This window comes from bacterium (genome assembly GCA_030649055.1).
In the GTDB taxonomy this organism is placed as follows: domain Bacteria; phylum Patescibacteriota; class Minisyncoccia; order UBA6257; family JAUSGH01; genus JAUSGH01.
Genome location: JAUSGH010000013.1, coordinates 1 through 14,639, shown reverse-complemented (window position 1 = coordinate 14,639; position 14,639 = coordinate 1). Strand labels below are relative to the sequence as shown.

Annotated in this window: 16 protein-coding genes; 10 read left to right on the top strand and 6 right to left on the bottom strand. The window is 52.5% G+C overall.

All coding sequences use genetic code 11. The features are described from left to right. The first annotated feature begins 68 nt into the window (after nt 1-68). Genes queA through rplU form a run of 3 tightly spaced genes read left to right on the top strand, consistent with a single transcriptional unit; the run spans nt 69 to nt 1,811 of the window. Nucleotides 69-1,124: a tRNA preQ1(34) S-adenosylmethionine ribosyltransferase-isomerase QueA gene (gene queA / locus Q7R85_03005; GenBank protein ID MDO8585063.1), complete on the top strand. Its 1,056-nt coding sequence runs from the start codon at nt 69-71 to the stop codon at nt 1,122-1,124. A 1-nt stretch (nt 1,125) separates the two neighbouring features. Next, on the top strand, nt 1,126-1,464 hold the full coding sequence (locus tag Q7R85_03000) for a hypothetical protein (GenBank protein MDO8585062.1): 339 nt from the start codon (nt 1,126-1,128) through the stop codon (nt 1,462-1,464). A gap of 38 nt (nt 1,465-1,502) precedes the next feature. Then, on the top strand, nt 1,503-1,811 hold the full coding sequence (gene rplU, locus Q7R85_02995) for a 50S ribosomal protein L21 (protein MDO8585061.1): 309 nt from the start codon (nt 1,503-1,505) through the stop codon (nt 1,809-1,811). An 87-nt stretch (nt 1,812-1,898) separates the two neighbouring features. On the opposite strand, the gene Q7R85_02990 is transcribed toward rplU, so the two are convergent. The 4 genes from Q7R85_02990 to cysS all read right to left on the bottom strand — a co-directional run bounded on the left by Q7R85_02990 (nt 1,899) and on the right by cysS (nt 6,020). Next, nucleotides 1,899-2,234 carry a hypothetical protein gene (locus Q7R85_02990; GenBank protein MDO8585060.1) on the bottom strand — a complete coding sequence of 112 codons (336 nt, stop codon included), beginning with the start codon at nt 2,232-2,234 and terminating at the stop codon, nt 1,899-1,901. 130 nt (nt 2,235-2,364) lie between these two features. Then, nucleotides 2,365-2,964, bottom strand: a complete 600-nt coding sequence (locus tag Q7R85_02985) for a toprim domain-containing protein (GenBank protein MDO8585059.1) — start codon at nt 2,962-2,964, stop codon at nt 2,365-2,367. Nucleotides 2,965-3,063: 99 nt separating this feature from the next. Next, the gene (gene dnaB / locus Q7R85_02980) at nt 3,064-4,416 is read right to left on the bottom strand and encodes a replicative DNA helicase (GenBank protein ID MDO8585058.1); all 1,353 of its coding nucleotides are present in this window, start codon (nt 4,414-4,416) and stop codon (nt 3,064-3,066) included. A 119-nt stretch (nt 4,417-4,535) separates the two neighbouring features. Next, nucleotides 4,536-6,020, bottom strand: coding sequence for a cysteine--tRNA ligase (cysS, locus tag Q7R85_02975; protein MDO8585057.1), 1,485 nt, complete (start codon nt 6,018-6,020; stop codon nt 4,536-4,538). Between the two features lie 225 nt (nt 6,021-6,245). On the opposite strand from cysS, the gene Q7R85_02970 reads away from it, so the two are divergent. The 4 genes from Q7R85_02970 (at nt 6,246) to Q7R85_02955 (ending at nt 8,819) form a co-directional block, all read left to right on the top strand. Next, nucleotides 6,246-6,701, top strand: a complete 456-nt coding sequence (locus Q7R85_02970) for a hypothetical protein (protein ID MDO8585056.1) — start codon at nt 6,246-6,248, stop codon at nt 6,699-6,701. 143 nt (nt 6,702-6,844) lie between these two features. Then, complete coding sequence (locus Q7R85_02965; protein MDO8585055.1) at nt 6,845-7,309, top strand: hypothetical protein; 465 nt, start codon at nt 6,845-6,847, stop codon at nt 7,307-7,309. 185 nt (nt 7,310-7,494) lie between these two features. Then, on the top strand, nt 7,495-8,076 hold the full coding sequence (locus tag Q7R85_02960) for a hypothetical protein (GenBank protein ID MDO8585054.1): 582 nt from the start codon (nt 7,495-7,497) through the stop codon (nt 8,074-8,076). A gap of 257 nt (nt 8,077-8,333) precedes the next feature. Beyond that, complete coding sequence (locus Q7R85_02955) at nt 8,334-8,819, top strand: hypothetical protein (protein ID MDO8585053.1); 486 nt, start codon at nt 8,334-8,336, stop codon at nt 8,817-8,819. Nucleotides 8,820-8,960: 141 nt separating this feature from the next. On the opposite strand, the gene Q7R85_02950 is transcribed toward Q7R85_02955, so the two are convergent. Both Q7R85_02950 and Q7R85_02945 read right to left on the bottom strand, forming a co-directional pair. Further along, nucleotides 8,961-9,398: a hypothetical protein gene (locus tag Q7R85_02950; protein ID MDO8585052.1), complete on the bottom strand. Its 438-nt coding sequence runs from the start codon at nt 9,396-9,398 to the stop codon at nt 8,961-8,963. Between the two features lie 217 nt (nt 9,399-9,615). Continuing rightward, nucleotides 9,616-10,527, bottom strand: coding sequence for a CorA family divalent cation transporter (locus tag Q7R85_02945; GenBank protein MDO8585051.1), 912 nt, complete (start codon nt 10,525-10,527; stop codon nt 9,616-9,618). 38 nt (nt 10,528-10,565) lie between these two features. Between Q7R85_02945 and Q7R85_02940 the strand changes: the two genes are divergently transcribed. The 3 genes from Q7R85_02940 to Q7R85_02930 all read left to right on the top strand — a co-directional run. Then, a complete protein-coding gene (locus Q7R85_02940; protein MDO8585050.1) occupies nt 10,566-11,477 on the top strand; it encodes a prepilin-type N-terminal cleavage/methylation domain-containing protein in 912 nt (303 codons plus the stop codon). A gap of 169 nt (nt 11,478-11,646) precedes the next feature. Beyond that, complete coding sequence (locus tag Q7R85_02935) at nt 11,647-13,485, top strand: VCBS repeat-containing protein (GenBank protein MDO8585049.1); 1,839 nt, start codon at nt 11,647-11,649, stop codon at nt 13,483-13,485. Nucleotides 13,486-13,496: 11 nt separating this feature from the next. After that, nucleotides 13,497-14,639 (top strand): VCBS repeat-containing protein (locus Q7R85_02930; GenBank protein ID MDO8585048.1); only part of this gene is annotated, 1,143 nt, incomplete at its 3' end.

The window sequence follows — 14,639 nt, the reverse complement described above, 5'->3', positions numbered from 1 at the left end:
CTGAGGCGGATCCTCCTCCGGAGGGCGCGGGAATGACAAGGAGAACAATTTGTTAAACGTTTTCATCTATGACATTTCAACGCGAAATAAAAAAATACGACTATGACTTGCCCGAAGAGCTCATCGCGCAGGATCCTGTAAGTCCCCGCGACAGCGCGCGATTGCTGGTCTATGACCGGAAAACCGGAGAAGTGTCATATAGTCACTTTCGTGACCTTGTAAGCTTTTTGCCTAAAAATGCGGTGCTGGTGTTTAACGAAACAAAAGTGTTGCCCGCGCGGCTCTCGGTCAAAAAAGAAAGCGGGGGAATGGTCAAAATATTGTACCTTGCGATTGTGGGAAAATGCATCCGCGTATTTTCTAATCGTCCATTGCACAGCGGTGCGGAGCTTACGATTGTAAAAAATCTCGGCTTTATTGTGGAAAAAAAAGACGATAAATACTATCTCCTCCGGCCCACGTTTCCGCTCGCAAAACTGTACGATGTGCTGGAGCGTTATGGCACGGCGCCTATCCCACCGTATATTAAACATTCAAAGCTCAAAGGCAAGGCGCTGCGCGCGCAGTATGAAACCGTGTTTGCGAAGCATCGTGGTTCGGTTGCGGCGCCAACCGCGTCGTTGCATTTCACGCGCGAGTTGCTTGTAAAAATTCGTCGCGCCGGCATTGCGGTGAAGTTTGTGACGCTCCATGTGAACCTCGGTACATTCGCGCCGCTTACGGAGGCACAGTGGCGGAAGGGATTATTGCATGAGGAGGAATATATGATTGATGCGCGGACGGCGACATTCTTGAATAAAAGCAAAAAGGAGGGGAGGCCGATTATTGCCGTGGGTACAACCGTCGCGCGTACGCTGGAATCCGCCGCCGCTTCTGTCATTCCGGGCTTGACCCGGAATCCAGAACTAAAAGTCCTTTCCGGAAGTACGCGTCTCTTCATTCGCGAAGGCGACAAGTTCAAATTTGTGCAAGGACTCATCACCAATTTCCACGTGCCACAATCAAGCTTATTGATGCTCGTCGCCGCACTTACCGGAAGAAAAAAACTAATGGAGCTTTATCAAAACGCCATTCATTTGCGCTTCCGATTTTTTTCATTTGGCGACGGGATGTTAGTGCGGTAATATGGAACATATGTTGCATCGGCGCTTATTGCTTGGTACGTTCGGGGCAAGTTTCGCAATTATCGCAATCGCGGGCGCATTTGCCTATTACGCGTTTTCCGACGTCAAACATTTGCTTATTGTGCATTTTGACGCGTTCCGCGGCATTGATTTTTTGGGCACGCCGAGAGATGTGTTCGGCATTGCGGCGACGGCGCTTGCCGTAAATGGGGTGAACGCGTTTCTCGCCGGAGCATTTTGGAAGCGCTATCCGTTTCTTGCCGCCGTGATCGCCGTAACTACGTTGGTGTTTTCGCTTTTTGTCGCCCTGACGCTTGGACTTATCGTGGCGAATAACTGACTTGCTTTATTACGTAGGGTGCGATAGTATAGTTCAATATGGCATTTGCAATCATTGAAACGGGCAGCAAACAATATAAAGTGGAAAAGGGGACTAAGCTCCGCGTGGAGAAGCTTTTGGGCGAGCCGGGTGCCTTGGTGGTGTTTGATAAGGTGTTGTTGACCGCCGATGGCGACAACATTGTCGTTGGCGCTCCGTATATTTCCGGAGCGAAAGTGGAGGGAAAAGTGAAAGCGCAGGCACGGTCAAAAAAGGTAATCGTGTTCAAATATCATTCCAAAACCCGCCAGCGTAAAAAGAAAGGACATCGGCAGGAGTATACGGAAGTGGAGATTGTCGGGCTCTAGTGAATAGTGAATAGTGAATAACGAATAATGAAAACAGGAAGAGGCAGTCACCATAGGCGACCGCCTCTTTTGTTTTTTTCGCGGGTGTCACGCGCGACCTTCGTCGTGCTCGGTCGCCGTGATGGCGCCGACGACCATCGCGACGATGCCCCCGATGGGCCATCCCCAGCTGAAGTTGCCGTCGGTGAAGTAAGTCACGATCCCGGCAAGTAGCATCACTGCGCCTATCACGATGGTCGCGACGGAGGCGGGTAGCGATACAGTCTTGGCGCAGAAATTTCGCGCGTGTACGACGGCGACGAGCGCGCAGCCGGAAACCGTCCACCAGCAAGCACCGTCATAATCCACGGTGTAGGCGCCAACGCCGACGAAGGCAAGAATGACGGCGGTGAAAACCAGCACCACCTCGTAGGGACGCTCCATTGGTCTTCCTCCAACATGAAGCCGACGACTGAATAAACCGCGACGTACTATTTAATAGTGTACCAAAATCTAACGCAGCCTGCGTTACTAATGAAGCTAACTCGCTAACGAAGCTAAAAAGCTAGTGAAGCTAATCCCTATGCTCCAGCGATTGCCGCAGTGTCTCTTCGTCCGCAAATTCAATTTCTCCTCCTGTCGGAATGCCGCGACCCAAGCGGGTCATTTTTTTCGCCGCGCCTTTCAGTTCCTGCGCGATGATAGCGGCACTTAAGTCGCCGTAGGTCGTGGGGTTGGTTGCGAGAATGATTTCTTCAGCAACGCCGCCGGGAAGTTTTTGCGCAGTTGATTTCAGGTGTTGCAGTTTCAGTTTTTGGTCGGGTTGGAGCAGGGCGCCTTTGGTGAGTTCGCCGATGACCAGATACCGGCCCATAAAATTGCCGGCTTTTTCAAGCGACATCAAATCGGTTTCTTTTTCAACGACCGCGATAACATCCGCGCGGCGTTTCGGATTAGAACAAATGCCGCAGAGGTTACCGGCGTTCTGGTGGATAAGAAAACATTGCGCGCAGGGTTTGACTGAGGCGAGTCCGGCGAAGGCATCGGCAAACTCGGTGGCTTTCGCCTTGCCGAGGTTCGTAATATAAAACGCAAGACGCGTCGCCTGTCGCGGTCCGATGGAGGGAAGTTCCGTCAGGAGGTCAATTAAAGTTTTTATCGGAGCGGGAAGCATGGATGACGAGATGTATGAAATAAGAAGTAGGAATTAAGGTTTAAGTGCACGTTTGGGATCGTTACTTACTTCATACTTCTTATATCTTATTTCTTCCGATCAGGCATACGGCTGATCCGAGTGCTGCGTGTCAATGGACTCAAAGCTCACCGCATCCGGATTGAAGCGGAGTTTCACCGATCCGATCGGGCCGTTGCGGTGTTTGGCAACCATAATTTCGGCCATGTTCAAGTCCTGCGGCTCCGGATTTTGCCGTTGCTTGTCTTTGCGGAAAATAAGTAGCACAACGTCGCTATCCTGTTCAATGGAGCCGGAATCTCGGAGGTCAGCCAACCGCGGCGTCTTGTCTTCCCGCGAGTCAACGGAGCGTGAAAGCTGTGAGAGTGCCAGCACCGGCACGTTCAGTTCGCGGGCGAGCGTCTTTAGTCCGCGGGAGATTTCCGTCACTTGCGCGACCATGTTGTCGCTTTTTGTGCGCGGCGTGATGAGCTGTAAATAATCAACGATGACAAGGTCAAGCCCGTGTTCCGCTTGGAGCCGCCGCGCTACGGAACGCATCTGTAATATATTCGCGCTCGCGGTGTCGTCAATAAAGATGCGGGAGTCCGAAAGGGTGTTGAGCGATGCCTGAATCAGCTGGAAGTCCACGTCATTGGAAAGCTTTCCGGTACGAAGTTGCCACAGCGGCACTCGTGCTTCCGCCGCGATGAAGCGGTCAATAACCTGGTCAATGGACATTTCAAGCGAAAATATTGCCACGGATTTCTTTTCTTTCACGCCCACGTGGCGGGCAATGTCTAAGGCGAGCGATGTTTTACCAAGCGACGGCCGCGCGCCGATGACGATGAGGTCGGACTTCTGCAGTCCCGAAAGATAACCGTCCAGCGCGGGAAATCCGGTCGGGACTCCGCGCATGGCGCCCTTTCCCGCGTGAATTTTTTCAATGCGTTCATACGCAGCAGAAAGCTGGTCTTTTAAAAGCACGAACTTTTGCGCGGTTGAGCGTTGGGCGATGGAGAATATCCGCTGTTCAATGCCGTCAATCACCGCGTCAACATCTTCGCCCGGGTCAAAGGCGCTTTCGGCGATTTCCGCCGAGGCAATAACGAGCTCGCGCAGCACGTGCTTATCTTTTACGAGCTTCGCGTAATGGGCGACGTGCGACGCCGAAGGAACGCCGTTGATGAGCTCGGTGAGATATGAAGTGCCGCCGGCGTCCTTAAATGCACCCGATTCCTTGAGGCGCGTCGTGACGCTCAAAATATCAATGGGCTCATGGCGCTCGTACAATCCCATGATGGCGCCGTAAATGCTTGCGTGCGCCGGCTTATAGAAATCATCCGGAAGCAACATGTCGGCAACGCGGATGATGGCGTCCTTATCAATCATCAAAGCACCCAGCACGGATTGCTCGGCTTCAATGTGTTGTGGGGGAAGTTTGAGGGAAGGCATGGGGATAAATTTCTAATATCAAATTTCTAATTTCCAATTACGGTAGCGCTTCGACAAGCTTAGCGTATAATATATTTCCTGAGCGAAGTCGAAGGAATACAATAATTAGACATTTGGAATTAGTTATTCCTTAGGACCAAAGGTCCTAATGGGGTATCTTCCACCTTATATCCTAGTCCTTCAATGGTTTTCCGCAAGACGTCGGCACCCGCAAAATCTTTCTTTGCGCGGAGCGTTTCGCGTTTATCGGCAAGCGTCGCAATTTCTGCGGGAATTTTTTCTGGTTTGAATTCCATACCGAACATAGCGAAGAGTTTTTTGAATGTGGTGGCGAGCGCTTTCGCGTCGGCTTTGGTAAGTTGCCACATCATTGGTTCATAGCGGCGAATGAGCGTGAATGTCGCCCCCAGTGACTCCGGCGTATTAAAGTCATCATCAAGCGCCGCGAAAAAGTTTTTTTCGGCAGCCGCAAGGTCATCCGATAGATGACGGTTCGCCTCGTTTGTCATTCCGGACTTGATCCGGAATCCAGCCGCAGTAACCAGCGCGAGCTTGGCAAAAAATTCTTGTATACCGCGGATGGCGGCTTCAGCTTGTCCTACTAGTTCATTGGTATAGTTCAGCGGTGAGCGGTAGTGATGGCTTGCCGCCATATAGCGGAAGGCGAGCGGGGAGTGCGTGCGCAAGAAATCTTCCACGGTGACGAAATTCCCCTTGCTCTTGGACATTTTTTCTCCGTTCACCAGCAAAAATCCGGCATGCATCCAAAACCGGACCATCGGCTTTTTTCCGGAAGCGGATTCCTGTTGGGCGATCTCCGCCTCATGGTGAGGGAATTTCAGATCCACGCCGCCGCCATGCACATCGTATTGCGGACCAAAAAATGCTTCCGTAATCGCGGTGTCTTCAATGTGCCATCCCGGCCGCCCCCACCCGAGCGGCGTGTTCCAGAGCGGTTCGCCGTCAATAATTTTTATCGGATACTTTTTGCCGATAGGTTTTCCGCGTTGGTCTGCGTTCAAGTCCGCGTTGGTCTGCGTTTGTGGAAGCTTCCACAATACGAAGTCGCCCTTGTTCCTTTTCTTGATACTCTCATCAATCCGCGAAACGCCGTCCTCGGCTTGTTCAATGGTGCGTTTCGCAAGTTTTCCGTAGTCGGGGAACGTTGCAATGTCAAAGTAATAACCGTCGCCTTCTATCTTATATGCGTGTCCTTTGGCGATAAGCGCCTCCACTTGCTTTACGATTTCTGGAATATATGCGGTTGCGCGGGCATATTTCGTGACGCTCGCAATGCCCAACGCTTTTTCGTTTGCGTGATAAATCTTCTCAAACTTTTTTGCGATTGCCTCCGGCTTTACGTCTTCCTCCTTCGCCCGCGCGATGATCTTATCGTCAACGTCCGTGATGTTTTGGAGGTAGAACACGTCAAAGCCGCGGCTGCGGAGATAGTGCGCGAACATGTCGTAGGTCACATATGTCCGGCCGTTCCCGATGTGCGGATAGTCATACACCGACGGTCCGCAGACAAACATCTTCAATGCGCCCGCCGCGGGTTTCTGGAGTTCCTCCTTTTTTTCGGTGAGGGTGTTGTACAAAAACATTGAAGTTAGCCACTAGCGACTAGTCCTGCCTGCCGGCAGGCAGGGATTAGCCACTAGACAGCAAAAATGAAAATCCGAATTGTGACTCACCGCTAGATACTAGATTCTCGTCTGTACTTCCATTGTAATGACCCAAAAATAAATGCGCAACGCACGCAGATTGTGTACAAAACCTTCGCCGTGTTACACTGTGCGTAGTCTCGGTTTCGTAAAAGGAGGAGGCCGATGAACGCGGAGAAGCATAAGGAAATCACCGCGGAAGAGTTTCAGAAGGTCGTTGCCGAGTTTGTGCAACGCGTCGTGGGACACTGCGATGCTCTCGCGCACGAGTTTGGTGTCCACCATCTCATGGTGGACAAGTGGTCCACCGGAGCACATATTCCGGATCAGCCGATGCGCCCGATGGTCATCGTGTTCATCAACCGGCATCGGTGCGTAAAGTGGTGCAATGTGCCTGAAGGCCGCATGGCGTGCTCCGAGCGGTTCCAAGACATGCTTACGGGGTTTCTCGAGCAATCACCGAAGCACTCGGAACTCGTCGCGCGCCTCTTTAGCACGATTCCGATCGTGATAAGAGATTGGGCGGTTGGCGATGCTAGAGTTCCGCTTCCCATGGTGGAGAGCAAGCTGAAAAACCTCATCGAGCTCATCCATGATCATCGGTGCGTGTGTGGCGAGTAGCTACAATCTAGTGCGCGCAACCAGCGACAAAGGCCTCGATGGGTAACACCATCGAGGCCCCGCATTTTACAGGACTTGACAGCAGCAAGGATTTCAATTATAATGTCGTTAGTCTTAGTGGTTCAATGTGAAGGAGGAAGATCATGGCGGTTGCACTGGAACGGTTTCCGGAGGCCGTGAGCAAGGCGGACCGGAAGTTCATCTGGGATCTGGTAGACTGCGCAACGGCGAAGATTCTCCCCGCGATCGAGAGCGGGGAAAAGCAGATCCGTGTGGCCTGCGTGGAGATGAGCGAGGTCGCTCGTCCGACAGGAAATCGGCAGTGGTTGCGCTGCAAGGCCGGGTGGCTGCGCGGACAGGCCTCCCTCATGTGGGAGGAGGTAAAGTCCATGTGCGATGGCATGGAGCAATTCCTGAAGTCGCGCGGTGCAAGGGGCGAGGGCGGAGCGATCGTCAAGATCGGGAAAGGCGTGTTTCGGAGAGCGGACCTCACGGGGCTCGTGCTGTACCCGGCATTGGAACCCGTCATCCCTCCCGGAGCGAAGGATACATGGTGTCCGGACTTCCGTCCGGATGGCTACCGGATCGTGATCAAGATCAGTCTGTAGAAGTTCGCGCAAAGGCCTCGATGGGTTCCATCCCATCGAGGCCTTTGACATTATTTTATTGTTTTTCGAAATGTCCACCATCTCGAGGCCTTTGACATTATTTTATTGTTTTTCGAAATGTCCACCATCACACCCGATCGGGTATGGCAGTGGACATCCTCTGCGCCGGGTTATATATTTAAGTTATGAAAGGGGATGTTACGCTTGCGATCCTGAAAATTATTCAAGCTTCGGCGATGACGGCGGTTGGCGTCGCCGACATACTCACGTATTATGGCCGTGATGCGCACTATGCGCGTTTGCGAGGAGCGTCGACGCCACTTCCGGATCGCCAACCGATTTTGGAACACGCAATCGCAACGCGCGAAGAACGGCGACGAGTGCTTAAGCTCGTTTCAAAGCTGCGCTCCGAAGGTCTGGTTGCTCAACAGAAGAGCGGGCGCGCGTTGGAGCTCACCGCAAAGGGCAATAAAAAAATATTTGCGATGGAGTGCCGATGTGAAGCGTCAACGGTGCGTGAAAAGATAACTCCGTCACGCAATGTGAATATCGTCGCGTTTGATATACCGGAAAGCAAAGCCGGGCATCGTCAGTGGCTCCGCACATTCCTCAAAGAGTCCGGCTTTGCCATGCTTCAAAAAAGTTTCTGGATAGGAAAGCTCGCCTTACCCGAGGATTTTTTTGACATACTACATCGCCGGGGGATTGTGGATAATGTTGAAGTGCTTGCGGTCACAAAGCAAGGGACGCTCCGCCAGCTGCGTTGAGCGTGAAACGCGGGAAAACAATAATGTCCACTATCACACCCGATCGAGTATGATAGTGGACATTGTGCTTTTTGTTCGAATTGTGCATAATATATCCACCGTTCAATTTTGGACGGCGCTCATTGAAGGAGTCTGTCATGTCGCAGTTGTCCGGACAGTTCCTGGTGCTGACGTTGGCGGGCAAGGTGCTCCCAGTACGGTACGAATCCTCCCGGAAGAACAATGGCGAGACGTACGGCATTGGAGACAAGTATGTCATGCCTGACGGTAGGAAGGCGGAGGTTTTGTGCGTCCTGCATGACCATGTCGGGAATGGCAATGGTCTCCTTGCGTCGCTCTTGGGTCAGCGGACGAACGCGACACTTGACCCAAAGAACGAGTGCGACGCCATGAGAGCGTTGAGCGCGATTCTCTGCGAAGTCTACAACGACTGCGTGAGCGAGGTCGCAGCTCGCGCTGGCGAGAGGTTTGACGCCATAAAGGCCAAGCACGAGAAGGAGATGGCGAAGGGATGGGCGGTTGTTGACAAGTTGAAGGCCGAACACGAGAAGGCGATGTTGAGGCAGTTGCTTCACACGGCAGGGATCGTGGAAGCTGGTCAGAAACTGAGAATACAGCTCACGTTTATGGAGGCTCGGGCGATGAAGGCGGAAGAGGAGCTCGCGAAGTTCCGCGCCGAGGCCGTGGCTGTGCCGGAGGCCGTCACCGAACCGAAGGCACCGGCTGCGCCGCCGGAGGCTTAGTCAACAGGAAGAAGACGCGCAAAGGCCCCTTTGGGTAACACCATCGGGGCCTTCCTTTTATAAAAAAATAAACAATGACGCCCGCCGAGTATGAAGTCGGCGGGCGCTGGTGATGGGTTGCGGTAACGGCACGATGAGCGATTACGTCTTCGTGTCCTCGTCCTTGGCATCTTCGGTTTTGGGTTGCGGCACGAGCTTCGTGCCGTCGTTGTTCGCCACGATGACCGCGGTATCGTCTTTCACGCCCTCCGGCCACAAGGCGAACAGCCGCCATGCCCCACGGTCAAAGAGCATGGTGTAGCCCTTGCCTGCGTGTGTGATGACGAGAGCGGAGGTCTCCGGTTCGAGGTCAATGCGTTCGGGGTTTGGGTAGCGGGCATTGGCGGTAAGACTATTGCTGTCCGTCGGCCAGCCATACGAGGAACACGCGATGACAACGACACCGACGGCGGTTACGAAGGCGCAGGCGAGCACGATGAGGAAAAGGCCCTCGTCCTTGTAAATGAAGCCGGCAGAGACGACCACTCCGATGAATCCGAAAATCGTGAGCAGCAATCCGGTGAGCCTGGGCGCACTCATGGCATCCTCCGTGTGAAACGAGGACAAGAAAAACTTCACAGAACGATTCCGTGAAGAACTATGTGTAGCATAGCAGGCAATAAACCAAAAAACAAATCCATGTACAAGACCTTGGTGGCGTTATTCCCATCGAGGCATTTGACATTTCTCAAGCTAACGAAGCTAAGAAGCTATAAGCCAATGAAGCTGTGCCGAATAACCCTAATGAAGCTATCTCCTAATCCCTTAACAGTCCTCTTCTCTTGAAGATATAAATAACAACAGACGTAATGAGCAGCACCGCGCCGAAGCCGAACCAAAATATCCGCGGATTGGTGATTTCGCGCGATACAAATTCAATGCTGAAGAGCGAGGTGAAGAGCATCAAGGGGAACGTGAGGAAGGCGAGGATGGTGAATCGTTGCATGACGGCGTTCGTTTTCGCGTTCAGCAGTTGAGCGTTTGTTTCTTCGCACGACTCAATGGTGTCGCGGTAGTTTTCCAGCTGCTCGGTGATTTTGAGGTGATCGCTTGCGAGGTCGGAAAGATAAATGCGCGCTTCTTCGCCCCAAAATTTTCCGCCGACATCGCGCAGCGAATGGAGAATCAGCGCTTGGGGCTTTGTGATGACGCCGTAATCCAAGATGTCACGCTTGATATATGAAATGCGCTGAAGCATCTGATACTCTTGGTGCGAGAAAAGGTCTTTGGTGATGGCAGTCACTTTTTGGTCAACGTGTCGGAGTTCGCGCAAACAGAATTCATGCACCGCCTGAAGGAAGCTGTACATAAACATCGCCCCGCTTGAAAGATATTTTTTCTTCAACACCGGGGTTTCCGCGATGGCGTGCCGCATGTACTCAATCGGTTCCAGTGGCTCGTAGCGAATGGTGATAACGGTGTCTTTGGTAATCAAAAAATCAACTTCGGCGCGGCGCGAGGTGCGCGTTTTTACGTCGTAGATGGGAAAGTGATACACAAGATAAAGATAGCTATCGTACTGTTCCACCCGCGACCGCGTGGAGAAATGGAGCAGCTCATCCAAAATAATCGGATGGAAGTCGTGAATTTTTTTAATGGCGTCAATGTCCGCTTTGGACGGTCGCTCAAAATCGAGCCAGGTGACTGCGGATTTATTTTCTTTTTCCATACTGCTCATTATAGCAGGCGATGATGTATAATAAAATAATGAATAAGAAATCCCCCTCCGGCTTCACTCTTCTTGAGATTCTCATTTACATCGCTATCTTCGCGGTGGTGGGAACGCTTCTTACGGGCATAGTGACGACGGTGACAAGGGTTGAGGTGCGCGGCGGAGCGTCCGCCGAGGTATCAACGCAACTGAATTTTACGATGCAAACGTTACAGCGCTTAACCCGCGACGCAAGCGTGGTGATAGTGAACAATTCGTTGAGCGATAACAATAGTGACGCGCCGCTCGGCGTTTCAGCGCCCTACCTCCATTTGCGCATGCGCGACAGCGCCGGGGGCGCGACCGACCGCGACCCGATGGTTATTTGGTTTGACCCGGTGACAAAAGTGGTAAAGCTGCAGCAGGGTTCGGGCGGCAATATGACCACCACCGATCTCACGACGGATAGAGTCGCTAGTGCCGCGAGCAATCTCCAATTTAAAAAGTTTGCTAATCCGCCGGGCCACGATGTGGTGCAGGTGGATTTGACGTTGGTCTACAATTCGCCTACTCCGGAAGGCATGGTGGCGCGCACTATCCAAAGCGCCATTGGCCGCGTGAGCGCCGCGACATTTGACTCCGACCTTTTGCCCGGCGCGGACAACATCCGGAGCGTGGGCACCGCCGCTAATCGCTGGGTGAACGGATATTTTTCCGGCAACTTAATCGTGAACGGGGCAAGCTCGCAGGTGGGTGTCGGCGTTGCCTCTCCCGCACCGAATACGTTATTGGAAGTGGGCAGCGGGGGATATTTTCAGTTTGATAGAACCTCCGCCGGCGCCCCGTCTGCCACCGACTGCAACGATAACGCCGAACGCGGCCGCATGGTCATTGATACGACCGGCAATAACTTGTATATCTGCAACGGCGCCGCAAGGGGCTGGGACAGAGTGGTGTTGACGGATTAAATACATGCGGCGAAGGAATTTCGGGAAAATTATTTCTACGCTATGCGTGGTTATCGTATTGGCTTCGTCGTTTACTTATTCATTGCGCGGCGTCTTGCGCGGTAGATTGAAATAATATGCCAAAAAAAGTTACACAAAAATAACTTCCGCGCTCGGCGCGATTGTGTTATTGCTCGCGCAAGTTTTTATTTTGCCAAGGGTTGCGTACGCATATCCATATGGGGCGGCAGTAAATTATAGCGTAGGCGATAGCCCGCAGCTTCTTTTCGCCGCCGACCTCAGCGGCGATGGCGTGTCGGATCTAGCAGTGCCGAGTATAGGCACCGATAGCATCTCCGTCCTCATTAATAGTGGCAGTGGCACTTTTGCCGCTGCGGTGAATTATGCTGTCGCAGGCGATCCGTACGCTGTTTTCGCTGCTGACTTTGATGGTGATGGCGACAGGGATCTTGCAGCGCCGAATTATTTTAATAGCAACGTCTCCATACTGCTCAACAACGGCGCCGGTACTTTTGCCTCGGCGGTGAACTATGCCGCCGGCACGGGTCCGCAGGCCATTTTCGCCGCTAACCTCAACAGTGGTAGTGTGCTAGATCTGGCAGTGGCGAATGCAGACAGCAACAATGTTTCTATTCTTTTGGGTAATGGCAGCGGTACTTTTGCCTCCGCGGTGAATTACAATGTTGGCACTCTTCCGATGGGTATTGTTGCCGCTGACCTCGATGGTGATAGCGACCAGGACTTGGCGGTGACGAACTATACTTCTGGAAATGTCTCCATATTGCTCAATAATGGCAGCGGCGTGTTTGCCTCCGCGGTGAATTATACCGTTGGAAGTGAACCGCAAACCATTTCCGCTGCTGACTTTGATGGTGATAGCGACCAGGATTTAGCCGTGGTTAACACGGCTAGCAGTAATATTTCCATACTGCTTAACAACGGCAGTGGTGTGTTTGCCTCGGCAGTGAACTATACCGCCGGCACACTTGCGTATGGCGGTTACGCCGCAGACCTCAACGCCGATGGCAGAGTGGATTTAGCCGTGGCTAATTTTACCAGCGACAATGTCTCTATTCTTTTGGGTAATGGCGATGGCACATTTGCATCTGCGGTGAATTATAGTGCCGGTGATGGCGCGGCCTATGTTTTCGGCGCCGACTTTGACGGTGATAGCGACCAGGATTTGGCGGTGACGAACAATACTGACGACAATGTTTCTATATTATTAAGCCAGAGTTTCGTCGCTTCCGTTTCTTCCTCCGGCGGCGCCGGTCTTTCTGATTTCGTGCGCCGCCTGCAGGGTGGATTCGCAGAGCGGTATGCCGCCCGCGCGTATATTCCGCGCGATCTTTCTCTGCGCGCCGAGCAGTGCACGTCCGCTTCTTGCAATGCGATTGTTCAGTTCAACTCGCCAAAGGACGCCGAGCTTGAACGGTTTGCTTTGCGTCATAGCGAGAATCATCGCCGTATTCCCTTTGCGGCCGAACGAAACGAAGAACAAGTCACCCTCCGTTTTCCCTGGGCCTCAAACGCGGAACTTCCCGTACAGCTTTGCTATACGCACCAAAACAACGCGGAGTTCTGTGTGGAATCGCGTATCTGGACTCCGGCAGCGTTCGCGGCAAGCGAGGTCACGATTGAACAACTGGGGCGCGTGAAAGATCAATTTCTTGTTTCGCTGCGCATCCCATCATTTCATAATTTTTCATATTTCACCTCCGGGAAAAGTATTGTACTGGTGGAAGTATATGACACGGATAGTCGCCTTATTTTTAGGCAAAGCGTAAACCGTCCGGAAATCATCAAATTATTGCTTGATCCCCGTCGCCACACCATCCGCATGACTCCCGTGAACGCCGCGGGAGAGGCTGGGGAGATGATCACGATACCGCTTGACGTACATTTACTCGCCGATCCGATGTTGCGGGTATATACGCAACAGCTTGATGCGTTATGGAAGAATCTTTTAAACATGCTTAATGACATTTCGCGGCGTCTTGCGCGGTAGATTGAAATAATATGCCACAAAAGTTTAAGAAAATTGTTTTTGCGTTAGGCGTGATTATTCTATCAATCGCATCTTTTTCTTATCAACTACAACTTGCGTACGCCTTTCCATTTCCCGCAGCGGTGGATTACGCCGCGGGCGATCAGCCGATCTCCGTTGCTACCGCTGACTTTGACGAAGATGGCAATGCAGATCTGGCGACGGCGAACGCCAACAGCGACAACGTCTCTATTCTCATCGGCAACGGCAATGGCACCTTTGACGCAAAGGTTGATTACGCCGCGGGCGATGGCCCAAATTTTATCGTCACCGCCGACTTCGACGAAGATAACAATGTAGACCTGGCGGTTGTAAACTACAATGCCGGTAACGTCTCCATTCTTCTTGGCAACGGCAATGGAACCTTCGACGCAGCGGTGAATTACGCTGCGAGCTTCAACGCGTACGCTATCGTCACCGGCGACTTTGATGAGGACAATAATATAGACCTGGCCGTGACAAATAGCGGCGCCGACAACGTTTCCATTCTCATCGGCAACGGCAACGGAACCTTCGACGCAGCGGTAAATTATACCACAGGATTAATTCCATACTTCATCGTGACCGCCGACTTTGACGAGGATGGCAATGCGGATTTGGCGACGGCGAATAATGGGGGAAACAATTTTTCCATCCTTACCGGCAACGGCAATGGCACTTTTGATGCAGCGGCGAATTCTTCCGCGGGATCATCCCCATACGCCATGGTAACAGCCGACTTTGATGGTGATTCCAATGCGGATTTAGCGGTGACAAACGACGGTAATAACAATGTCTCTATTTTTACCGGCAACGGCAATGGCACCTTTGACGCAGCGGTGAATTATACCACGGGCGGCGGCCCATACTCCGCGCTCGCTGCCGACTTTAATGGTGACAGCACTATTGATTTGGCGGTGGGGAATGGGGCCGACGATGACGTCTCCATATTTGTCGCTCAAGCGAACGTGTCGGTATCCGCATCCTCAAATCCACGCGCCCCGCTTTCATTTATCGAACAACAGCGTCGTCTTGCCCTTCACCTCACCCCAAACACCCCTTCTGCCGCGCGCGTGCTTCCGCTCACATGCTCCAACGGCGATTGCCCGCTTGATATTGAATTCACATATGATCCG